Genomic DNA, 22,694 nt, shown 5'->3' with positions numbered 1-22,694 from the left:
GTTTTTATAAATTTTAGGCACAAAAAAACCACAATCAAGTGGTTTAAATTAAGTATGGTGGAGAGGGAGGGATAGACTTGCTTACATCCATGTAATCAATCGCTGCGCGACGCTCGCAGCGGCCCAAAATGTTCCAGACATTTTGTCGAACCCTGTCGAGGGTTCTCACCCTCCCCATTTTGTACTGGTGTTAAATTTTAGGCACAAAAAAACCACAATTAAGTGGTTTAAATTAAGTATGGTGGAGAGGGAGGGATTCGAACCCTCGATAGAGCTACAAACTCTATACTCCCTTAGCAGGGGAGCTCCTTCGGCCACTCGGACACCTCTCCAACGCATAACCGTTTGTATTGATGGAAGTAAAAAAAGCCACCAATTAAAATATGGTGGAGAGATAGGGATTTGAACCCTAGATGGGCTATAAACCCATGCCGGTTTTCAAGACCGGTGCATTCGACCACTCTGCCATCTCTCCGTGACGCAGAATAATACTTAGGTGATACCGCTGTGTAAATAGCAAAATGACTGTTTGCCTAAAAAACGTACGTAAATGAGGTTTTTTTTGTAAATAAGGGGAAATTAAGGCAATTTTTAATAAAATAAATAGGTTGCAGCAAACAAAGGGGAGCTAAATAAGTGACTTCATTTAGTGGTTAGGTGTTTGCTGCACCGCAAAAATAATCATGGTTGAGTGATTATTTATATTGAGCTGCGCCGCTAAGTGCTAGTCTTTTACCAATTGTGTTAAGTTTAGCTAACATTCTTGCTTTACGGTTAGTTGGTTTAACGGCTACTTGAGCTGCTGCAGTTTGATTTAATGTGTTAATTGGTTTCATTATTTTGCTCCGGGTTGTATATGTTGAAATCGCGTGCATTTTGCACGTTGTTTGATTAAAAATACAACGATAAAAATTGAGCCGAGGGATTAGATAAACTAATCCGATTTGATTTTATTAACGTGCGATTCAGTAAGCTGTATTATTATTTTTGCATATGTATTTACGTGCGAATAGGCTTTTCCTGCTTTAATGCTGGGGTTCTTTATTTTTTGTATTTAGTTATATGCATTTTACATAGCCTTTTTTGACTAGTTATTCAGATTAAAAAAATTCAATTAAACGCCTATTATTTTATCCTTAAACAGATTGATGGATACAAAAGCTTGTCACTACTGATAATTATTAAACCAAGTATTAAAAAACAGAGTGAAAAATCACTAATGTGGCTTAAAAACACCTGTAAAAAACGTAGTTTCTCTTATTGTATATTTACTACAACAGGAAACTTTGAGAATGACTGTGCTCAAATAAGCTTATTACTAGGTAAATTTACCAAAGCAGTCGTACTCGGTGGAGACGGCACATTAAACTTAGCGGTTAATGCATTAATAGGGAGCAATTGTTCGCTAGCGTTGTTGCCCTGCGGCACAGGTAACGATTTCTCTAGGGGATTTGGCTGCAAAGAAGATGATTGGCGAAAGGCATTATTTAATACACCGACAGCAATTGATGTGGGGAAAATTAATAGCCGCTATTTTATTAATATTGCAGGGGTAGGGTTTGATGCCCATGTAGTTAAAGCAATTGAGGCTAAAGCTAGTTTTTCATCTTTTGATTACAGTTGGATGAGCGTAAAAGAGCTATTTTACTATCAAGCTCAGCAGTTACACGGCACGTTTAATAACGATGCTAGGCAGTATCAAAATTTAATTACCGTATTTGCTAATCATAAATTTTTTGGTGGTGGTTTAGAAATAGCGCCAAATGCTGATTTAACAGATGGAAAGCTTGAGTGTTATCAAATGCGATCGGGTGGGCTTTTTTATAATGTAATAAGTTTTATTAAATTATTTTTTAAGCGCCATCAACATATAAAAAATCTTACCTATAGCCGTTTAAGTACAGCTTTCATAAATACTGAAGGGTTATTGATTGAAGCAGATGGTGAGTTGTTAGGCAAAACACCTGCGGTTATTAGTGTGCATGGACACGCTTTACTATTTCATATGCCAATAAAAAAGCGCCTACAGTAAAGTAGGCGCTTTGTGTTAGTTGCGTTAATAACGCGTCTAACTGGGGATGGAGCCACTTTTAGCTATTGCTCTATTTGCTAAAAAGGCATTAATTCGTTTTGTTGGGGTAAGCACAATGGCGTTACCTAATAGCACTAGGCTAAATCCTGCAAAGGTATTTGCGTGCCATTCAAACCCTTCAAAAAAGCTACTTAGCGTTACTGCCACTAATGGAAATAAAACAATAACGTAGCTGGCTTTTTCGGGGCCAATATTTTTTAGTAGTGCAAAGTAGCAACCAAAAGCGATTACGGTGCCAAATATTGATAAGTAAAGTAATGACAACCAGTAACTCGGTGGTGCGTTTACACTAAATTGCACATCATTCATTAATACGTATAGCGCTAAGCCTACGGCGCTATATAACATGCCCCATGCATTGCCTTGTAATACACCAATTTGCTTACGAGAATTTCGAACGCTTACCATATTACCTAATGAAGCCACAAAGGTGCCACCAAGGGCAAGTAGTAACCCGACCAACGCACCATTACTTAAGTCGAACTGCTGTAACTGCGGCCAAAATAGGCATGTAATACCTAATACAGCGAGTACTGCGCCGGTATAAATTCGCTTTGAGATTGGCTTACCAAAAAATAATCGGGTGTTAACTATGTTCATAACCAGCAGCATTGAAAAGGCAATAGAGCTCATGGCTGAGGTTAGGTAATTTTGTGCCCAGTAAAGCATTAAGTAATTTAAACCAAAGTTAAACAGAGCTAATAAAGCAAAAAAGCCATGATCGACTAATGAGAAACGCATGTCGGGTTTTTTGTACGCTACATACAACCACATTAAAAGCGCTGCAATAGCAAAGCGATAAAATAACGATAACTCGACTGCAATATCGCCTAACTGAAATTCTATGGCTAACCAAGTAGAACCCCAAATTAAAACGGTTGTAATGTATAACGCTGCACTTTTCATGGTTAGTCCTCAAAGCCCGATTGAATGGCTATTTTAAGACCTATCTGTATACTTACCATATACAGAAAAGTAAAAATGTAACCTATACAGATTTGGTGTGTGATGATAAGACAAAAAAATAGCCAAGGGCACGATTTTTTATATCAACAAGTTATTCAGTTAATTAGAGATATGAGCGCTCAACAAGTTTTACTCCCCGGCGAAAAACTTCCATCACTGCGTAAAATGGCAGATAACTTAAATATAAGTATTCCCACTGTAAAACAAGCGTATCAAGCACTTGAGGATCAAGGGCTAGTAGAGGCACGCGAAAAGTCAGGCTACTTTTTAAAAGCGGTTAACGCCGCGCATAACTTACCTAAGCGAGTTAAGTTAAGTCGAGAGCCTGTTGTGGTAAATAAACAAGCCTTAATAGAGCAGGTATACAGCGCCATTCATCAAGCTAACGTAGTCCCTTTTGGTATCGCTAACCCTATAGCCGCTGCACCTACCGATAAAGCACTTGCCAGAAATATGCGCCGCGTAATGACAATTGCCGGCAGTAAAGCCATTAACTATGGGCCAACAGATGGATTTGTACCGCTGAAAAAGCAACTAGTGCATCGCTATCTAGATTTTGGCATTGGTATTGATATGGACGAGCTTGTGATCACCAATGGTGCACAGGAAGCCATGGCTATTGCGCTTAAATGTGTGACAAAGCCAGGCGATATAGTGGCCATAGAAACGCCCTGTTATCACGGTATTATAGAGCTAATAGAGAGCTTAGGCCTCAAAGCGCTCGAAATACCACTGTGTCCAGATAACGGCATTTGGTTAAACGATTTAGAACGGGCTTTAAACGAGCATGATATAAAAGCCTGTTTATTCTCAACTGCTATTAGTAACCCCGTGGGCAGTTTTATGCCAGATACAAACAGACAGCAGCTGGTGGAGCTACTTGAAAGCCACGACGTAGTGCTTATTGAAGATGACGTATACGGCGATTTATATTTTACGGCAAAACGAGGCACTCCTGCTTTAGCGTATTCTAAAAAAGGATTAGTGATCAGTTGCTCATCTTTTTCTAAAACGGCAGCGCCAAGCTATCGTGTAGGTTGGTTAGTTGCCGGTAAATTTGCAACGCAAGCAAGGCGATATAAAAGAGCACTAAGTTGCTCTGCGTCGTTAATAAATCAATGGGCGTTATCAGAATTTATTGCCAGCGGCGAGTACGATCGAAACCTAAAAGTACTCAGGCAGCGCCTACGTGATAACAAAGAGCGTATGCGATGGTGCTTACAACAAGCGATGCCAAAAAACACACGTATAAGCGACCCTAAGGGAGGCTGCGTAATGTGGCTTGATTTAGGAGGCGAATACGATAGCCAAAAGTTATTTTTACTTGCGCTTGAAGTGGGTATTAGCATAACCCCGGGGCTTATTTTTTCAGCCTCTAATAAATATAAAAGCTGTGTAAGATTAAGTTATGGTGTGCAGTGGAGCGAGCAGATAGAGCAAGCAATTATTACTCTGGGTAAGCTTACTTTATTAGCTAAAAAGTAAGTTCGTGAAACACAAAAAAGCAGCATTTAAGTAAACTTAAGTGCTGCCAAAGGGATGTTAAATAACGTTTGCTGTATTAATTGAGTTTAAAGCTAAATAACTGGTAACCTTTAAGTTCTGGCACTTGCATTACTAATTGCTCTTCTTGTTCTGCAATATCAGCAAAGTTTTCACATAAAGAGTTAGCGCGTTCTTCAAGTGCGCTTGCATGAAGCTCTACTTTTTCTTCTATTTGAGCGCCCATATTTTCCATGCGTTGCTCAAAGGCATCCATATCGCCACCAGAACCAAGTAATTCAGAGCCTAAAGCCACTAAAATACTGCCCATAGATTGCATTACGGCAGACTCAACAGCCGTTTCTATTTGCTCTTCAAATTGTTGCTCAAAGTTTTCACCAAATTGGTTAAAGCTTTGTTGACCCATTACAAATGTACCTTGTTGGTAAAATGTGTTTTCTACCTCAATTTTAATGTCGTCCATAAGCTCAGACATATTATCAAGGCCGTCTATATTAAATGCATTGCCTACTTCTTCTAATGCCACACCGGCAATTTTAACACCTTCTAGCGCTATATTAGCTACTTCAGGTAATTGTGTGCGTAAACTATCAGAGTACTTATTCAGTGCTTCGCGCTGCGAATTATTCAGCGCTACAAATTCGCCATCTACGGTTAAGTCACCATGGGTATTAAATTGCATGGTTTTATTGTTAGCGGTAAAAATTTCTAATTCGTTTGGCTTAATGCGTACGTCATTTTTAAATTCGACGTTACATTCATCATTACTAAATGAAATTGCAGAATCGTTGTCGTTGTGAGCCATTGCAGCAGGTGTACAAATTAATGCGCTAACTAATAGTAATTTTTTCATGTTTATTCTCTACTTTTTGTTGATGACGATTAATTAATAACAAGTTTGGTGCCAGTTTTATTTTTTAATATAAAACAGATGGTTAACTGTTTTTGTTTGTTTTTTAGTAAGTGAAATTAATTAATAAACAACCATTTTTTAGTCAAATTGGCTAACTAATAAAAATTAATAAATTTTATTTATCGATACGATAAAAAACTCTCACTTTCCTCAATTCAAATTTAGCGCTATTTATTCACATTACTGACATGAAGACTATTTACAGTAGTCACGTGGCTTTATTTTGATGTTAATTTGCAGAGCACTTTAGCGTTGAACATTTTTTAATTTTACCGACTATTGCGATAATAAAATCCTTGGTTGGTCTCAAACACTTTATGGAGTGGGTTGTGGGTAAGACATTTAGTTACGATGCGCTAGATGACGATTTTGTTGAAGACGAGTACGAAATGCTCGGACGTAATCAACACGATAAGAACAAGCAAAAGGTTAAGAAGAAGTTGGAAGACTACCTTGAGCAAAAACGCTTGCGTAAAAATCTAGGCGAAGACGATTTAAGCGATTACACCGATTAAATTTCGCTAGTATAAATAGATACCAATTAATATTGAGAGTTTAAATGTACAGTTATACGTATGTTTTAGTTTTAATAGTATTGGCAATAAAGAGGCCTTGCGCCTCTTTATTACTTTTTAAAGCATATTTTTAGCCTGCGTTAATGCTTTTTGAATTGTAAGCTCTAGCTTTTCGGGTTTAGTAAAAGGTGCATAGCGCTTAATTGGCGTACCATCTGCGGCAATTAAAAATTTAGTAAAATTCCATTTTATTTTACGTGTTAAAAAACCAGGTAAGGCTGATTTTAAGTGACGAAATACCGGATGTGCATGCTGACCGTTGACATCTACTTTGGCTGCCATTAAAAAGCTAACGCCGTAGTTAATTAAACATTCTTGCTTAATTTGTTCTGCACTCCCTGGTTCTTGCTGACCAAATTGGTTACATGGGAATCCCAAAATAACTAAACCTTGGCTGGCATACTTATCGTGCAAAGCTTGCAGTGACTCGTACTGGTAGGTAAATCCACATTTACTTGCGGTATTAACAATAAGCACAACCCTACCTTCAAAATCTTTAAAGTTGATAGGTTGACCCTGCAAGCTTGTTGCGCTTAATTGATGAAATTTGTGCATATTGACGTCTTTTTATTGTTGTTAGCCGCATTTTAACCTGAGTGAACTCTTTCATAAAGTATAAAGAACGCACTAATTTAATATTAAAAATAGTCCCATGCCGGCAAGCGTTGTGTAATAAATATTATGTGTTTTGTAGGCAACAATAATAGCAACTATCGCGGCGCTTAAATAAGGGTTTTGCCAGTTTAAATTAATGCCATCTTCATTTAAAAACACAATAGGCACCCAAATAGCGGTAAGCACTGCGGGGGCGCTAAAGCTTAAAAACTGCTGCATTTTAGGTCCCACTTTAAACGGTAAAGCACGATGCAAAAATAAATAACGTGTAAAAAATGTAATACACGCCATGAGTAAAATAGTCGTCATCATGGCGTTACTTCCTTTTTAGCGGTTAGCCTGGCTATAGTATAACCTGCGCTCATTGCCAGTAGTGCAGAGCAAACAAGCCATAACTCAAATCCTGTGCTTTTTAAAAGCGTTGCGCTAATACCCGCTACAATTACCGTAACAAGTGAGGCCAAATTTTTAATCCCCGGAATAACCAAAGCGATAAACGTCGCAGCAATTGCAAAGTCGAGCCCTAAATTAGTTAAGTCGGGCAGCATTGTGCCCGCTACAATGCCAATTAATGTCCAAATATTCCATGCAATATAAAAACTAAAACCAGCGCTTAATGCGTATATTAAACGTGTTTTTGTTCTGTATGCTTTTCGGTGATGAGAAAATGCAAATAGCTCATCGGTTAATACAAAACTTACTGGTAAGCGCCAACGCATAGGTTGATCAATCACCTTATGACGCACGGCTAATCCGTATAAAAAATGCCGAGAGCTAATAATAAATGTTGTGAATAGAATGGTTAGCAAGGGAGTGTTGCCCGCCATAAGTTCAATCGCCACAAGCTGTGCAGAGCCTGCAAAAACTAATAACGACATTGCTTGGGTTTCAAAGGCGCTAAAGCCATTTTGTATGGCTAAAGAGCCACATAAAATACCCCAAGGAACAACGGCTAAACACAGTGGTAGCATATCTAAAAAGCCTTTTAAAATAGCTTTTTTAACTGGTTGCATGATTTTTACTCTGTTGGTGAGTAGAATAGCGCATAAGGATACCTTAATATTATGATGTTAAAGTAGTTAACGAATTAGATAATACTGTTTTTTTAAGGATAGGCGCAATGACGACGTTAAAAGTGTGGGATGGGTTTATTAGATGCTTTCATTGGTTTTTGGTTGTAAGTATTGCGGTGCTTTATTTTAGTATTGAAGAGGGCATGATTGAGCTTCATTTTGTTGCTGGCTTTTTTACTGTAGCGCTTATCGTAACACGTTTAATATGGGGCGTTATTGGTAGTAAAACCGCAAGGTTAAGTGCGTTACTACATTCTCCTAAATCTATTTTTAAGGCATTAAAATCACCAAGCGACTCGCTAGGCCATTCAGCGCCCGGTAGTTGTATGGTGATAGTGTTTTTTATATTAATTATAACGCAACTCGTTAGCGGCCTAATGAGTAGCGATGGCATTTTAACTGATGGCCCGCTGACTCAATATGTGTCGAGCGATGTGATTGATTTTTCAAACTGGTTACATGAGCTGAATTTTGACATTTTACTTTATGCTATTGGTTTACATGTATTAGCTATTATTGTTTATAGAATAAAAGGTAAACCGCTAGTTAAAGCGATGATCACAGGCTCAAAAGAATTAAAAGGGAATGACTCTGAGGCTAAAGTAACAAAAGCGTCTTGGCCTGCGTGGCTAATATTTATATCTTTACTGGTGTTGCTGGTATTTACGTGGGCGAAAGAGCCTTTAACTTATTTGTTTAGTTAAAACATAAAACCAACCTTAAAGGGTTGGTTTTTATTTTTGGTTACGTTCTTTTGTTTGATTGTTGTGCGAGGCCGAATTATAATCGCCACATTACTGGCAAACCAACTGCATAAAGACTAAAGAGTTATGTATCGCTTGCCGTCAGTGTATTTTTTGTGTATCCATAGTATATGGATAAGATTTTGTAACTCTTAAGGTGTTGCTGTGTTTATGCATACGTCGTTGGCCTGTGGAAAGTGGTCAACAATAGGTTGCTTAAATCATCATACCCAATTATTTATTGGTGATGTGGTGAGTGTAACCTTTTACGACATGCAAGGAGTGCTAGTTAGTTTATCATTTGATTACAAAATCACCTCGCTTGAACAAGGTGAACCTCACGCATGGCCACGATTAGTTGCCGAGCACATTAATGTGCATGTACCTCTTGTTAGCGCAGGTAAAATGACCGAACAAGGTTTAATTGTAGCCTATCGAAATAATGAAATTTTTGCTTTGCAAAGCAGTGGTATATGTAAAGCGCATGTCGATTTTCATTGTATTGCAAAATGCGATGAGCGTGTTGTTAATAACCTTGATACTTATGATTACGTGTACCCTGAAAATTGTGAAAACTATAATGCGGGTACAAAGGTATTGCAGCCAAAAACAGGGCATGTTTATCAATGTAAGCCTTGGCCATTTAATGAGTTTTGCCGCGCGAGTGACGATAAAAAGTTTATGTTCGAGCCCGGTGTTGGACAAAGTTGGGCTATGGCTTGGCAGCAAATATAAGGCTTAAGTGAATTATCTTCCCAAAGGTATAGCTGTTTTAGTAATGAAGCGTTTACCGTTTTAGCCCATCCAACTATTGGATGGGCTTTTTTATTTTTATGATAAACTGCAAATCACATTATTTTTTTAATTGGTTTTGTTGTGTCTCGTCCTGACTATTCTTTAAGTTTATTACCTAATTTCCCGATTGCTAAACAGCAAGCCCATACATTAAGTACTCATAATAAAATACGTACTGATAATTACTATTGGATGCGTGATGACGATCGTCAGGATGAGCAAGTACTTGCACATTTACATGCTGAAAATGCATATTGCGATGAACAGTTAGCTGCAATGAAGCCACTCCAAAATACACTTTTTGAAGAGCTAAAAGCACGCATTGTAAAAGACGATAACTCGGTACCCGTTAAAGACGGGAAATACTGGTATCACTCAGAAGTTCGTGGTGATGATGAGTACTCTCGCCACTATAGAAGCACGAGCATACAAGCTGATAATAAAGAGCTTTTACTCGATGTGAATGTATTAGCTGAGGGATTTGAGTTTTATGAGCTAGGAGAAGTTGCTCTAAGCCCATGCGAGCAGCTTATGGCTTACTCAGAAGATACTGAAGGTCGCCGTATTTATAATGTTCGCTTTAAAAGCTTAGAGACAGATGAAATGCTACCCGACGTACTTGAAAATACAGAAGGGCAAGTTGTTTGGGCTAACGACAATAAAACTGTTTTTTATGTAAAAAAAGATTTAAAAACGCTACTAGGATACCAAGTATTTAGGCATGAGCTTGGCAGTGAGCAAAGCCAAGACGTAATGGTTTACGAAGAGCAAGACAGCAGCTTTTTTATGGGACTTGGTAAAAGCCGCGATGAAAGCTTAATTATTATTGATTTAGCATCGACAGAGACCAACGACACATGGGTGCTTGATGCTAATAAGCCCACTGGCGAATTTAAAGCATTAATGCCGCGTGAAGATGGTCACGAGTTTGACGTAGATAAGCTAGGCGACACTTTTTATATTGTGACTAACTGGCAAGCTAAAAACTTTAGACTAATGACGGCAACAAGCGAAACCATTGCTGATAAAACACAATGGTTTGAGCATACAGCCCACAGAGAAAATGTACTGCTTGAAGGTGTAGAGTTATTTAATGACTTTTTAGTATTGAGTGAACGCGAGCAAGGGCAAGCTCGATTCGTAGTTGTTAATAGGCAAGGGAATCGTATGGCACTTGAGTTTGCCGATCCTTGTTATTATGCTGCAATAGCAATGAACCCAGAGCCAGACACACGGACTGCGCGTATTTATTACTCAAGTTTAACAACACCAGGCTCTTTATATGATGTTGATTTAGCAACTGGCGAAAAAACACTGCTTAAACAGCAAAAAGTACTCGGTAGTTTTAATGCCGATGACTATCAGTCAGAGCGATTAATGGTAACTGCTCGCGACGGAGTTAAAGTACCTGTATCTGTTGTTTATCGAAAAGACAGCTTTAAAAAAGATGGCACAAATCCGTTATTTCAATACGGCTATGGCGCCTATGGTTATACGATTGATCCTAGCTTTTCTAGTTCGTCACTGAGCTTACTCGATCGTGGCTTTGTTTATGTTATTGCGCATGTTCGGGGCTCTGAAATGCTAGGCCGCGAATGGTATGAGCAAGGTAAAAAAGAGCATAAACAAAATAGCTTTAGTGACTTTATTGATGTGACAAAAGCGCTTGTTGATCAAGGTTATTGTGATAGCAATAAGGTGTTTGCCTCAGGCGGCAGTGCCGGTGGCCTATTAATGGGGGCGGTTGTAAACCAGGCACCAGAGTTATATTGCGGTGTTGGCTGTCATGTACCATTTTTAGACGTATTAACCACGATGCTAGATGAGAGTATTCCGCTTACAACAAATGAATACGATGAATGGGGTAACCCAAATGATCCACAGTTTTATAATGTGATAGAAGCTTACTCGCCTTATGACAATATTAGCGCACAAAACTACCCGAACATACTCGTTACTACCGGTCTTCATGACTCGCAGGTACAGTATTGGGAGCCTATGAAATGGGTTGCAAAAATGCGTGAACTTAAAACAGACAGTAATATTTTAGTATTTAAAACCGATATGGATGCAGGGCATGGTGGCGCATCGGGTCGTTTTAAAAGCTTAGAGGAAAAAGCCCTCGAAATGGCCTTTTTTATTGCACTGTTAAATTAACTGCAAAATCGTAAAATTGTATTACTCTATATATAGAAGTTGATATATATAGAGTAATTTATGTTTGGAGCACATGGCGAATTTCAAATTTTTTCACAGCCACCTACTATGTATTTAAAGCTAAATGGAAGCTTTAACAACGAAGGTATTGCGTTGTTAACGAGTGGTGTTATGCAGGAGCTGGGTAGCCACCCTAAAAATACCATTAAGTTTGTGGTGGTTAATTTAGAGGAATTTGAGCTGTTAACTTTAGATAGCCTTGATTCTTTAGAGGCTTACTTTTCTGATGTAAAAGAACGTGGCTATCAACGAGTTGACTATATAAACATTAATATCATAGCTAAACACATGTTTGAAAAAGTATGGAAAAATAGCGAAGTCGAAGTTAATTTTTATAAAGATGCCGAAAGTTATTTATTAGTGCATCCAAATGACAGTTATATAAAACAATACTGGTAATTAATATGAGTATTATAAACCGCTACTGAAGAGGGCTTATAATACTCTCTAAACACCCTTTATAGCGTCTTGAAAGGTTTAAACACATGTCATTTTTTAGTCTTACTTTATAATCGCCACTGTCGGTAGGCATCAGTTCGCAAATAGCCTGTTTTCTTACCAACGTTGAGCGATGAATACGAATAAACCCTTCTGGTTCTAGCTGCTGTTCAATATTTTTCATGGTTTCGCGGTGTAATACCGGTGTACTACCTTGAGTAAAGTGCAGCTCTACATAATTGCCTGCACCATTTATCCAAATAATATCTTTTATATCAATTAGCCTTACCTTACCTACATCTTTAACGATTATTTGTGATGACGGTTTTTCAGCTTGTGTGCTTTGTTGATATTGGCGCTCGGCCGCGCTTGCTATTGGGCAAAGATGAATAAGTTTATCAAAGCACTTATTAACACGTGGTGCAGTTGAATCCAATATTAAAAAATCAATAGCACCCACTTCAAAAGCAAAACTCGCAAAATGACCCGACTGGGCAATAATGACTAACTTAAGCTTTTTTGCGAGCTCCGTTAAATGCACTATTTGCATAGGGTCAGCTAGGTTGGTTAGTTCATAAAATAGTACGTTGTATTGATCTGTATCTATTTGATCTAATCTGTTTGACTGAAGAAAAGATTGAGATTCAAAGTGTCGGTGATCTTGCACGCGCTTTGTTAAAAATGTTGCAAACTTAGTGTCGCTAACAAAAGTTAATGCATGAAAAGAAGCGATCATTATTTTATATCTCTTGCTGTATATAATAATAAAGACCGTGCTTAGCGGAAAAACTGTTATAGAAAGTACAATATATTTATAAAATAATTGTGACGTACTAATTCATCCCATAAAACCTGCTATTCGTACCAAAGACTACGCCTCATAAATAATGCCCGTAGAGTGTTTAAATAAATCCCCTTACTGTAATCCGCGAAGTAACCATTTAGTTACAAAAATAACAATTCAGGGGAATTACATGACATTAACTAACAAAGGTAGCGCGCGATTATTTAAAAAGTCGTCGTTAACAGTTGCGCTAAGCAGCGCGATACTTGCAAGCATTTCATTTCAAGGTGTGGCTGCAGAAGATGACGAAATTACTAAAATAGAACGTGTACAGGTTACGGGTTCTCGTATTCGTTCAGCTGAGGCAATGTCATCAGCGCCTATTCAAGTTGTAGATAGCGCCGCTATTGATGCATCTGGTTCATTAAATATCCAAGACTTATTATTAGAGAATCCAGCATTTGGTTCACCAGCTATTAGCCGTACCAACTCAAACTTTAATACTGCCAGTGCGGGTGTTGCTACAGTTGATTTACGTAATTTAGGTTCTAACCGTACATTGGTTTTAGTTAATGGTCGCCGCTATGTATCGGGTGTACCTGGTAGTTCTGCTGTCGATTTAAATACTATTCCGAGTCAATTTATCGAACGTGTTGAAATTATGACCGGTGGTGCTTCATCTGTTTATGGTTCTGACGCTGTTGCTGGTGTAGTTAACTTTGTTTTAAAAGATGACTTTGAAGGCGTTGAATTTGAAGGTCAGTATGGTGAATCAAGTGAAGGCGATGATGAGTCACGCCAATTTAACTTTACCTCAGGCTTATCAAGCTCAGATGGTAAAGGGCACGCTATGTTTCACCTTGGTTACTCTGATCAAGGCGCTGTTTTCTCACGTGATCGTGACCGCTCGGCAGTAGATCAATTTTCAGGTATTTTCTTTGAAGATGATCCAGTAGCAAATCCAGGTTCTGTATTTGATGCAGTAAGCCCATTTTTATCTTCGTTTCCACCACAGGGTCGTTTTAACGCTGGGGATGAGACATTTACGTTTAATGATGCAAACAATCTACAAAACTCATTTAGTTCTAATGGCGGCGACGGCGTAGCAGCAAATGGTTTTAACCGAAGTGGTGTGCGTACTATCGCGATACCTACAGAGCGTTACTTATTTGCCTCAAACGGTAGCTATGAGCTAAGCGATAAGCACAGCTTTTTTTATGAAGGTACTTACGCTGCAACGACAACCGTTTCTGAATTAGAGCCATTTCCTTTTGCCTCTGACGACATTTATGCCAATGGCCGTGTTCCAATTGAATTTAATGTAAACGGTGAGCTCTTACGTAACGCGTTTGTTCCTGACGGTATTTATAACGCAGCAACTGATACCGACGGTGATGGCGCACGAGATATCTTTTTTGCTAAGCGTTTAAGTGATGTAGGTAACCGTGGCGCACGTGCAGAGCGTGATACGTTCCGTTTAGCACTTGGTTTTCAAGGTGAAATAGCCGACGGTTGGTTTTACGATACTTACTATGTTTATGGTAAAACAAAAGAACAGCAAGTTTCAGGTGGTTTAGTTAATGTACAAAGTTTCCGCCAAGGTTTAGAAGCCGTTGTTGATAGCCAAGATTTAGATGGCGATGGCATTACTAATGAAGCTATTTGTATAGATGCGACAGCTCGTGGCTTTAACTGTGCGCCAGTGGACATTTACGGTTTTAATTCGTTATCACAAGGCGCTATTGATTTTGTAAGTGCACCTAGCTCACTTGCTACATCAGTTGAGCAAAAAATTGTAGGTGGTAATATTTCAGGTGATATATTTGAATTGCCAGCGGGTATTGTTGGTATTGCGGCTGGTTTTGAATACCGCGAAGAGTTTTCACGCAGTGAGTTTGATGCCTTACAACAAGCTGGCTTAAACGCAGGTAACGCAATCCCAGCGACTGAAGGTGAATTTGATGTAACTGAGTTTTATGTTGAAGCAAATATTCCAGTGCTTGATTCTGTAACAATGAATGCAGCAGTTCGTTTATCTGATTATTCAACAGTAGGTAATACCGAAAGTTGGAATGTGGGTGTCGATTGGGAAATCATGGACAGTTTACGTTTACGTGCCACTCGTGCTCGCTCAACACGTGCTCCAAATATCGATGAATTGTTTTCTCCACCTTCGCAAACTTTCCCAAGTGGTTTAAACGATCCATGTTTAGGTGTTGCTAATAGTGGCGGTGGTGCTGCTGGTGATGCTTGTCGTACAGATGGTGGTGTTACAACCAATATTGCTTCAAATGGTGAGTTCACGCTTAACCAGTCTGACTTACAAGGCATTAGTGGCTTTAACCGTGGTAACCAAGACTTAAAAGAAGAGGTTGGTGACTCTGTAACAGTAGGCTTGGTATTTACACCAGAAAACCTAATATCAGGACTAGACATTACGCTTGATTACTTTGATATCGAAATTACAGATGCAATCGTATCAACACCTCGTCAGTTTATTCTTGATCAATGTTATGGCGGCGGCGATACAAGTTTTTGTGACTTTGTAACTCGTCGTAGTGCGCCATCAGGTAATAATAGTGCTGGTTCACTAGAATTTATCGACAGTGGTGTATCTAACAGTGGTGGTTTAGGTACAGAAGGTGTTGATTTAACACTAACGTACTCTACAGACATTGGCCCAGGTGCGTTTAGAACACGCCTTGCTTATACTTACCTAATCGATGGTTATAGCATTCCACTTCCAGGCGCTGATAAAGATGAGTTTGCTGGAGAAATTGGTGCATCAGAGCATAAAGCTAACTGGAACTTTGGTTATAAACTTAACGATTTTGATTTTAACTGGAGCTTAACTTACATTGGCGCTGCAGACTTTGATGATCAATTCTTAAGTGGTTTTGGTATTGCTCCAGGTGGAGTAGGGATTGGTTCAGTGACATATCATGATGTTCAAGCAAGTTACCATATCAGCGATTCAACAGAGCTTTATGCTGGTGCAAGTAACTTATTTGATAAAGAGCCACCGCGCATTTTATCGGGTGTAAGTGGTTCAAGCACGGGTACTGAAACAGATGCAGGTACGTACGACCCAATTGGTCAATCATTCTACATCGGTTTTAGAAGTAAGTTCTAACCAATAGTAGCGATATTAATATCGTTACTTAATTACTTACTCAATTAATTACGTTCACAAAGCCTCAGTATCGCTGGGGCTTTTTTATTGGAAAAATAATAAGAGCAGTAATACTTATACATTGTTTATCCCAATATATAAGCATTGTACCCACTTAAACCAAAAACAACGCCACTGGTAACAGGGGCGTTGTTTAGTATTGGGAGGAGGCTAATATAGTAACCGAATCGCTAAGTTATTTAACGATTTATCCCTATTTGTGGCCCTCTTCATTGAGGGCTTTTTTTTGCTTAATTTTAGTCTAAGTAAGCTTTTAACATCCAAACAAGTTTTTCTTGCTCTGAGATGTAATCGCTCATTAGTGAAGCAGTACCTTCATCGTCTGCATCACCCGCTTGGCTTAATATCTCACGCTGCATTTCAATTAATATACTGTAACCAGCAAGTAGATTCTCTACGGCTGTAACACCATCACTAATACCTTTAGCTTCTTTAATTTTACTTACTTCAAGGTAATCAGAAAATGCATGTAGTGGTGCGCCATCTAACGTTAAAATACGCTCTGCAACTTCATCTACTTTGAGAAGTAGTAAGTTATAAATTTCTTCAAACTTAACATGTAGTTCAAAAAAGTTACGGCCTTTAATGTTCCAGTGAAAACCACGCGCGTTCATGTATTGAATCTGGTAGCTACTCAATAATGTATTGAGTGACTTTATGATGTCTTCGCTTTTTGCACTGTTTAGACCAATTGCGTTTACATGTGACATAACTTGCTCCTGAATAACCGTTTGTTTGTGAACTTGTAATAAGTATCGCGGATTTTTATTGTTTAGTGAAATCGTTTAAATATATCTAGTTAATAGTTTTAACCTATTAACTTTTTTTGATACCAATACACACCTTTAACTATTAATAGAAATGGGTCTGATTAATAAAAATACCACCCCTTAAAAGTAAATAAATCCTAAATAAGTATAAATTATGATCTAAAACAAACTTTATACAAGGCGATAATCTAGCTGTTTTTTTATTGATGCAGGTCAAAAATCATCCATCCTAACGGCGCATAATAAAGTTGTCGAAATAATTAGGAGAGATAACATGCATGCAAAAACAGCAAAACAAAATAAAGCAGAGTTAATAGTGGTTGGTATTGCAGTCATCGCATTTGTATTAGGGTTAGTAGCCCACTTAGCAGGTGCGAGCTTTGCGAATTCGGATTTTTTTGGCTACATTGCAGCACCCATTCCGCTTATATTGGGAGTAGTATTTTTAATTAGCTATAAAATAGCAGCCAATGCAGAGGACTAATCGCCCTCACTTAGGCATTTTAAAATGTAGTCGAGCACTTGGCGCGAGTAAATCATACTGGTATGGCTTAAATGAAACACTTTATGTTCTGCCATACCTTTAAGTTTGGTTTCATCGAGTAGTACAGTGCCATCTGATTGGCTACCCTTAACTATTAAAGGCATAAGCCCAATAGGTAAATCGCCCGCAATACTGTAAAGCTTAGCTTTAAAAGGCCAGTTACCATTTTTAGTTAATAAAAATTCCACGCTATTTTTTAAAAATGATTCAAACCCTTTTTGCTTCATTTTTTGCGCTATATGGCTGCCTTTATGTGGAGTACCCAGTGTAATTACCTTCGTAATATTCTGGCTAGCAGGAGAGTTTGCCTCTAGGTAAGCACGTGCAATAAGCCCTCCCATAGAGTGGCATACTAATGCGGCAGGTTCGTTAGAAATACACTCATCGATTTGAGCAAAAATAGTATCTCGATTAGGGTCAAGTGTATTATAGGTAATGTTTAATACTGTCATACCCGACTCTTCAAGTCGTGAACAAAGTGGGCGCATAACAAAGCCAGACATATACAAGCCATGTAAAACAATAACGTGTTTAACTTTCATATGCTCCCTAATACCAATTTTATTAAAAACATGATCATTCTAGCGTATTAAATAACCCGCTACCTGCGTTAAAAATTATTTATATAGAACAACTATATGTCATAATTTTCGCCTTGCTATCGACTTATTTCCTTGTCGCTATAATAGATAACTAATTTAATGCAATTGGTATACCTATCTTAGTTACATTAATTGCTGTGGTTTTATTTCGATATTTGTTGTATCGGTATTTACCCATACTTCACCATCTTGAATGGTAATGGCAAGCTTAATCCCACGATCGACCAAAGCAGCAAGTGCTTGTGTAGCTGCGTAATCAAGGCTAAAAATACTTAGATTTTTAAATTCATACAATTTAGGCTGATGCTTTTGCCACCAAATTGCTTGATTGTTTTCACCATAAGTATAAAGCACCACTTTTTTAGATTTATTACAGGCTTTTTTAAGACGCTTTTCGTCAGGTAAACCCAGTTCAACCCACAGCTCTATTTCTTCGCTATAGCTTACATGCCAGAGCTCTGGCTCATCATCCGCACTTAACCCTTTGGTAAATTCTAAACCATCACAGCTATTTAGCGCAAAAGCGAGTAAGCGAATCATCAACCGCTGATCGGTTTCTGATGGGTGTTGAGCCAAGGTTAAACTAAAATCTTGATAAACGTGGCGGTCCATATCGCTAAGCGATAACTGCACTTTCATAATGGTGGATTTAAGAGCCATAACAACTAATCTGAAAAAATTTGCGTCAGTATAGCGCAATTAAATGAATTGCCAGTTAAAATAGCGGTTAATTATACGTTAGGAGTTAAAAATGGCTATCCAGTGGTTCCCTGGGCATATGAATAAAGCCCGCAATGAAATTAAAGAAATAATGCCACAAATGGATGTGATCATTGAAGTGCTTGATGCGCGCATTCCTTATAGTAGTGAAAATCCGATGGTGGCTACCTTGCGTGAAGGTAAGCCGGTCATCAAAATTTTGAACAAAGCTGATTTAGCTGATCCTAAAATGACTCAAATCTGGAAAGATTATTTTGAGCAAGAAAATGGCGTTAAAGCTATTTCTTTTGGACATGATAAAGCGGCTGAAGTACATCGTATTAACGAACTTTGTAAAAAGTTAGTGCCGCATAAAGTGGGTGCAGACAAGCAAATTAAAGCCATGATAATGGGTATTCCTAACGTGGGTAAATCTACGTTAATTAATGTACTAGCTGGGCGTATAGTTGCAAAAACAGGTAATGAACCTGCGGTAACTAAAGCGCAGCAACGCATTAAGCTTGAAGACGGTATTATGCTTTACGATACGCCAGGTATGCTATGGCCAAAAGTAGAAAACGAAAACTCTGGTTATCGCTTAGGCGCTACTGGTGCCATTCGTGATACGGCGCTTGAGTATGAAGAAGTAGCTAGCTATACCGCTGAATATTTATTACGTGCATACCCAGAGCTTTTAAAAGCGCGTTATAAGATTGCCGAACTTCCTGAAAGTGATTGGGAGTTTGTTGAAATGGCGGGTAAAAAACGTGGTTGTATTCGTGGTGGTAACCAAATAGACACATACAAAATGTCTGAAATACTAATTAACGAATTACGCGACGGTATTATTGGTCGCATTACTATGGAAACCCCGCAAATGCGTGAGGAAGAAGAAGTAATGGTTGCTGGTTTACGCGCTGCAGCAGAAGCTAAAAAACAAGCTAAAGAAGAAGAGAAACTGCAACGCCGAGCGCGAGCTCGCAAAAATCGTCGTTAATATTTAATCAGAGTTCAGGTTATTTAATTAAAGTGATTTAGTTTTACTAAACTACAGACATAAAAAAAGCCCGTAAGGGCTTTTTTAGTTTCATATCTACCGTCACCGATATGAGCAATGTAGCAAGTAAAATAGGGCGGTTACTTATTATCAACATCAAGGGGCGTTGCGGTCCATAATAAGTAACCATAGCTGTTAACGTGCGCTACACGTTGTTCCAGGGTTAGAAACAATAAATCAATTCATTCCGTCACAAGCCAGTAAGTCTTCCGTCTTGTTGATATTGATTATCAGTTAGATCTAACTGTCTGTCAACACTCAAATGCAAATAATTCTTATTATCTCTATGTTTGTTTTATAAGCTAATGTTAAACCTAAAAAAGAACGATAATTTTCGTCTTGTTATTACGCTATTTTCTTAGCGCTATAATAGAACACTTATTTGACGTAATTTGGTATTAACTTAATTATCGAGAAGGTTGGCTTTGTTTGATCAAGTAAGAAGTAAGTGGGATAAAATAAGGATGGATAAATATAAAAAATGCGCATTAAATGCGCATTTTTTTAATTAAGTTTATGCTATTAGTTGCTTGCGTAGTAGGCGTTTTCATCACTTACGTTTGTTTTTAACAAGTTATTTTTTCTTTGTAACTCTCTAAGAATAACGATTCGCTTAGCTGGAATATTAAGATTATTTAAGCGAGGAAAGCTATGCTGAGGGATCAATAAGGCTTTATTCCAATTGCTCGTAATAATATCGTAAGAGTTTCGGTGTTTAGGGCCTGTTACGTCGGTAATGTCATAATTATCGATAGTAAAAAGAGCCGTTTTTTTACTTTTTAACTTATTGAGTAAATCGTTATCTGCATACAAACTTAGGTGAGCAATTAAGTCATTATTAAAGTCATTAAAGTATGCTTTTTTATCTTTGTACATGGTTGATACATTTAGAAGGTTACTGCTGTAATTAGTACCTCTATTTGAATTAATAAATTCTTGAGCGTTATCAATCAATGAAGGCATTAAGTTATTGGCTGTATATGCTTGAGTTCTAATATTTGGTGAACCGATATAACCTTTATACAAACCGTACATAACAAGAGGGTTATTTTTATTTAATGGCATTAATATTTTGTATTCAATGTCATCTAGACTCAGCGTTTGCTCGTTGTAGGTGAATTGCTTTTTGTAAAAGAAGCTGCTTTTATCAGCCACATCATAAGATAAACTATTTGTTTCTTTTGGGTAGCGATGAGCTAATTCGTTTATAACTGTTACGTTATGTAAATTCAGCCAAAATGCAGTTTGTTCTTCATTACTTAATTTACTAAGTTGATTGTTTGCTAAATAACTAAGAAGGTTACTTTTTATAGCTGCAATTGATTTTGTTAATTCTGGATCATCAATAAATTGTTCATAATAAAAGCGGTTTGCTTCTGCATCAGTAGCTCGGTTACTTCCAAGATTAGGACCTTGCTCATTTTCATCATAGGAAATATACGATCTATCAGAACGAGCTAACTCAAGAACAGAGGCTTCTAAAACTGCATTGTATTGAGAATAGTCAACTGCAAAGTTAGCAGTCACTTGATTTTTACTGTTTAAAGAGCTTGTAGTATTGTTACTTTCTGCAAGGCACGGGGCAGATATTAACGTACTCAGCAATACAGATTTAGCTATTAATTTGATCATATTATTTCCCTCGATGATTATATCCAATATTATTCACTGCTGTTTGTTTTGTGAACAAATTAAGACTATGTATTAAATTAAACCTAGTCAAGTTATGGCGTTTTATTAGCCATTATTCTTAGATTAATTTGCTTTACAAGTACTTTATCTTGTTTGTTTAGGCTCCCTACAATGAGCAAGAAATCACTACCGTCAGTTTTTATTACTTTAATACTTGTGTTATCAAGCTTGGTTTTACCGTATGTGGCTTCTACTTTTTCTATGTCTTTAAAGTGACTAAGATCCGATTCAAGCTTATCGTCATCGTTTTTGTAGTAACTAAAAATATAGTTCTCGGTTATTCCGTTACCATCTTCTCGGTAATCAAATACGGCATCGCTATAAAAATAGAGTATGTCTTCGTTTTCTGGCGTTAGACGATTACGTTTTAAAAAGTGTATTTGATAAGACCATAGGCTATCGCCTTTTATAATGGAGCTATTAGGTAAAATATTGATTTCTTGAAGTACACCTAAAAATAATAAAGGTGCAAACGCGAGTGATATTAAATACTGTCTAATTCGCCAATACGAGTTGTAATGTAGGGCTTCTTTACTGGTATCGGTTTGCTCAATATAGTTGACCATAGGTAGCCATAAAAATGGCATTATACAAATTACTATAGTTGCGTATTCATCCATACGATAAGCAAAAGTGCTGGCAAGTACTATTAACCAAAGTATTACAGCAACCCAACTAGGCATAATTCTATTTTTATTAAATTGTTTTTGGCTGTGCTGAGTTAGTGCTTTGTACAAAGGGTAGTACCATATAAATGCAAATATACCTCGGGCAATAGGCATTATGCTTGAGTTGTCGCGCTCTTTAATTGCTTTAAAGTTACGATAACTCCAGTAATTAACAAATAGACCTAAACTTAAAATACTATAAATAACAAACTTACTTACCGATACACAGTAGAATGGGCTGTTTTCAAAGTGAGGGCGTTTGGCTGACTCTAATCGCCAATCGGCAAAAAAGAATATGAGTACTAAAATATAGCCTGCCAACACATATTTAAGCCAGCTATAACCAAAGCTATCTAACACATCAGCTGTTGTTTGAGGCGTTTCGATTGTTTCTGCGTATTTTAAAATAGGGTAGTACGTCGCTGATATTAACTTTTTACGCTGTACTAAATAATCATCTATTTGAGTGGCTTTTATATGATCTTGTTTTGCGTAATAGTTATAGGTCAGTGTTAAAACGTTATTATTAAATTCAGTGGTTGTTTTTAAATTAAAGTAGTCGTTATCAATTTCTTCTTTTTCGCTATCAAATCCCCAATCTTTTTCTGCAAAATGTAGTTTTATTGTGGTGTTAATTATATTGGGATAGCTGAAGTAAAGCGGGTCAGTTCTGAATGGCACTGCATTAAGCGATAACCATATGAATATAAACATTAAAAACTTAAAAATACAGAAGAAGCAGTCAGAAAAAATTA

Annotated in this window: 21 protein-coding genes, 2 tRNA genes and 1 pseudogene; 10 read left to right on the top strand and 14 right to left on the bottom strand. The window is 37.7% G+C overall.

Translation table 11 applies throughout. From position 1 onward, the window contains the following. Positions 1-239 precede the first annotated feature (239 nt). The 3 genes from GQR55_RS14290 to GQR55_RS14280 all read right to left on the bottom strand — a co-directional run bounded on the left by GQR55_RS14290 (position 240) and on the right by GQR55_RS14280 (position 836). A tRNA-Ser gene (locus GQR55_RS14290) sits at positions 240-332 on the bottom strand. Between the two features lie 52 nt (positions 333-384). Next, a tRNA-Ser gene (locus GQR55_RS14285) sits at positions 385-475 on the bottom strand. A 220-nt stretch (positions 476-695) separates the two neighbouring features. Continuing rightward, positions 696-836 carry a hypothetical protein gene (locus GQR55_RS14280; protein ID WP_004335040.1) on the bottom strand — a complete coding sequence of 47 codons (141 nt, stop codon included), beginning with the start codon at positions 834-836 and terminating at the stop codon, positions 696-698. Positions 837-1,162: 326 nt separating this feature from the next. On the opposite strand from GQR55_RS14280, the gene GQR55_RS14275 reads away from it, so the two are divergent. Beyond that, positions 1,163-2,032 (top strand): YegS/Rv2252/BmrU family lipid kinase, encoded by an 870-nt coding sequence (locus GQR55_RS14275; protein ID WP_166421128.1) that lies wholly within the window; start codon positions 1,163-1,165, stop codon positions 2,030-2,032. Positions 2,033-2,068: 36 nt separating this feature from the next. On the opposite strand, the gene GQR55_RS14270 is transcribed toward GQR55_RS14275, so the two are convergent. After that, positions 2,069-2,998, bottom strand: coding sequence for an EamA family transporter (locus GQR55_RS14270; protein ID WP_166421127.1), 930 nt, complete (start codon positions 2,996-2,998; stop codon positions 2,069-2,071). 102 nt (positions 2,999-3,100) lie between these two features. Between GQR55_RS14270 and GQR55_RS14265 the strand changes: the two genes are divergently transcribed. Then, a complete protein-coding gene (locus tag GQR55_RS14265; protein WP_166421126.1) occupies positions 3,101-4,543 on the top strand; it encodes a PLP-dependent aminotransferase family protein in 1,443 nt (480 codons plus the stop codon). 76 nt (positions 4,544-4,619) lie between these two features. On the opposite strand, the gene GQR55_RS14260 is transcribed toward GQR55_RS14265, so the two are convergent. After that, complete coding sequence (locus GQR55_RS14260; protein ID WP_166421125.1) at positions 4,620-5,414, bottom strand: YggN family protein; 795 nt, start codon at positions 5,412-5,414, stop codon at positions 4,620-4,622. Positions 5,415-5,803: 389 nt separating this feature from the next. On the opposite strand from GQR55_RS14260, the gene GQR55_RS14255 reads away from it, so the two are divergent. Further along, positions 5,804-5,989 (top strand): hypothetical protein, encoded by a 186-nt coding sequence (locus GQR55_RS14255; protein WP_007579801.1) that lies wholly within the window; start codon positions 5,804-5,806, stop codon positions 5,987-5,989. Positions 5,990-6,106: 117 nt separating this feature from the next. On the opposite strand, the gene GQR55_RS14250 is transcribed toward GQR55_RS14255, so the two are convergent. From GQR55_RS14250 to GQR55_RS14240, 3 genes are all read right to left on the bottom strand, one after another. Continuing rightward, the gene (locus tag GQR55_RS14250; RefSeq protein ID WP_166421124.1) at positions 6,107-6,604 is read right to left on the bottom strand and encodes a glutathione peroxidase; all 498 of its coding nucleotides are present in this window, start codon (positions 6,602-6,604) and stop codon (positions 6,107-6,109) included. 72 nt (positions 6,605-6,676) lie between these two features. Next, positions 6,677-6,976, bottom strand: coding sequence for an AzlD domain-containing protein (locus GQR55_RS14245; protein WP_004335020.1), 300 nt, complete (start codon positions 6,974-6,976; stop codon positions 6,677-6,679). Then, positions 6,973-7,677, bottom strand: coding sequence for an AzlC family ABC transporter permease (locus GQR55_RS14240; RefSeq protein ID WP_166421123.1), 705 nt, complete (start codon positions 7,675-7,677; stop codon positions 6,973-6,975). Before GQR55_RS14240 ends, GQR55_RS14245 begins: the two co-directional genes overlap by 4 nt. Positions 7,678-7,784: 107 nt before the next feature. On the opposite strand from GQR55_RS14240, the gene GQR55_RS14235 reads away from it, so the two are divergent. The 4 genes from GQR55_RS14235 (at position 7,785) to GQR55_RS14220 (ending at position 11,891) form a co-directional block, all read left to right on the top strand. After that, on the top strand, positions 7,785-8,441 hold the full coding sequence (locus GQR55_RS14235) for a cytochrome b/b6 domain-containing protein (RefSeq protein WP_166421122.1): 657 nt from the start codon (positions 7,785-7,787) through the stop codon (positions 8,439-8,441). Between the two features lie 210 nt (positions 8,442-8,651). Beyond that, positions 8,652-9,215, top strand: coding sequence for a chitin-binding protein (locus tag GQR55_RS14230; protein WP_166421121.1), 564 nt, complete (start codon positions 8,652-8,654; stop codon positions 9,213-9,215). A 141-nt stretch (positions 9,216-9,356) separates the two neighbouring features. Continuing rightward, entirely contained in the window at positions 9,357-11,432 is a 2,076-nt protein-coding gene (locus GQR55_RS14225) for a S9 family peptidase (RefSeq protein WP_166421120.1), read from the top strand. Positions 11,433-11,492: 60 nt separating this feature from the next. After that, positions 11,493-11,891, top strand: a complete 399-nt coding sequence (locus GQR55_RS14220; protein WP_166421119.1) for a hypothetical protein — start codon at positions 11,493-11,495, stop codon at positions 11,889-11,891. Positions 11,892-11,913: 22 nt separating this feature from the next. Here GQR55_RS14220 and GQR55_RS14215 read toward each other — a convergent pair whose 3' ends face one another. Continuing rightward, on the bottom strand, positions 11,914-12,666 hold the full coding sequence (locus tag GQR55_RS14215) for a response regulator transcription factor (RefSeq protein ID WP_166421118.1): 753 nt from the start codon (positions 12,664-12,666) through the stop codon (positions 11,914-11,916). A 238-nt stretch (positions 12,667-12,904) separates the two neighbouring features. On the opposite strand from GQR55_RS14215, the gene GQR55_RS14210 reads away from it, so the two are divergent. After that, entirely contained in the window at positions 12,905-15,847 is a 2,943-nt protein-coding gene (locus GQR55_RS14210; protein WP_166421117.1) for a TonB-dependent receptor, read from the top strand. A gap of 296 nt (positions 15,848-16,143) precedes the next feature. Here the strand turns inward: GQR55_RS14210 and GQR55_RS14205 are convergent, their stop codons facing one another. After that, complete coding sequence (locus tag GQR55_RS14205; protein WP_166421116.1) at positions 16,144-16,617, bottom strand: Dps family protein; 474 nt, start codon at positions 16,615-16,617, stop codon at positions 16,144-16,146. Positions 16,618-16,951: 334 nt separating this feature from the next. Between GQR55_RS14205 and GQR55_RS14200 the strand changes: the two genes are divergently transcribed. After that, a complete protein-coding gene (locus tag GQR55_RS14200; protein WP_166421115.1) occupies positions 16,952-17,161 on the top strand; it encodes a hypothetical protein in 210 nt (69 codons plus the stop codon). Here GQR55_RS14200 and GQR55_RS14195 read toward each other — a convergent pair. Next, positions 17,158-17,763, bottom strand: a complete 606-nt coding sequence (locus tag GQR55_RS14195; RefSeq protein ID WP_166421114.1) for an alpha/beta fold hydrolase — start codon at positions 17,761-17,763, stop codon at positions 17,158-17,160. The genes GQR55_RS14200 and GQR55_RS14195 overlap by 4 nt on opposite strands. Positions 17,764-17,946: 183 nt before the next feature. Continuing rightward, positions 17,947-18,483, bottom strand: coding sequence for a YaeQ family protein (locus tag GQR55_RS14190; RefSeq protein ID WP_166421113.1), 537 nt, complete (start codon positions 18,481-18,483; stop codon positions 17,947-17,949). A 91-nt stretch (positions 18,484-18,574) separates the two neighbouring features. Here GQR55_RS14190 and ylqF point away from each other — a divergent pair, with 91 nt between their 5' ends. Continuing rightward, positions 18,575-19,519: a ribosome biogenesis GTPase YlqF gene (gene ylqF / locus GQR55_RS14185; RefSeq protein ID WP_096792205.1), complete on the top strand. Its 945-nt coding sequence runs from the start codon at positions 18,575-18,577 to the stop codon at positions 19,517-19,519. A 582-nt stretch (positions 19,520-20,101) separates the two neighbouring features. Here the strand turns inward: ylqF and GQR55_RS14180 are convergent. Then, positions 20,102-21,211 (bottom strand): DUF547 domain-containing protein, encoded by a 1,110-nt coding sequence (locus tag GQR55_RS14180; protein WP_166421112.1) that lies wholly within the window; start codon positions 21,209-21,211, stop codon positions 20,102-20,104. A 92-nt stretch (positions 21,212-21,303) separates the two neighbouring features. Next, positions 21,304-22,694 (bottom strand): annotated as a pseudogene (locus tag GQR55_RS14175) (transglutaminase); the annotation flags it as partial.

This window comes from Pseudoalteromonas sp. Z1A8 (assembly GCF_011378855.1).
Taxonomy (GTDB): Bacteria; Pseudomonadota; Gammaproteobacteria; order Enterobacterales; family Alteromonadaceae; genus Pseudoalteromonas.
This window is presented reverse-complemented; position numbering and strand designations above follow the sequence as displayed.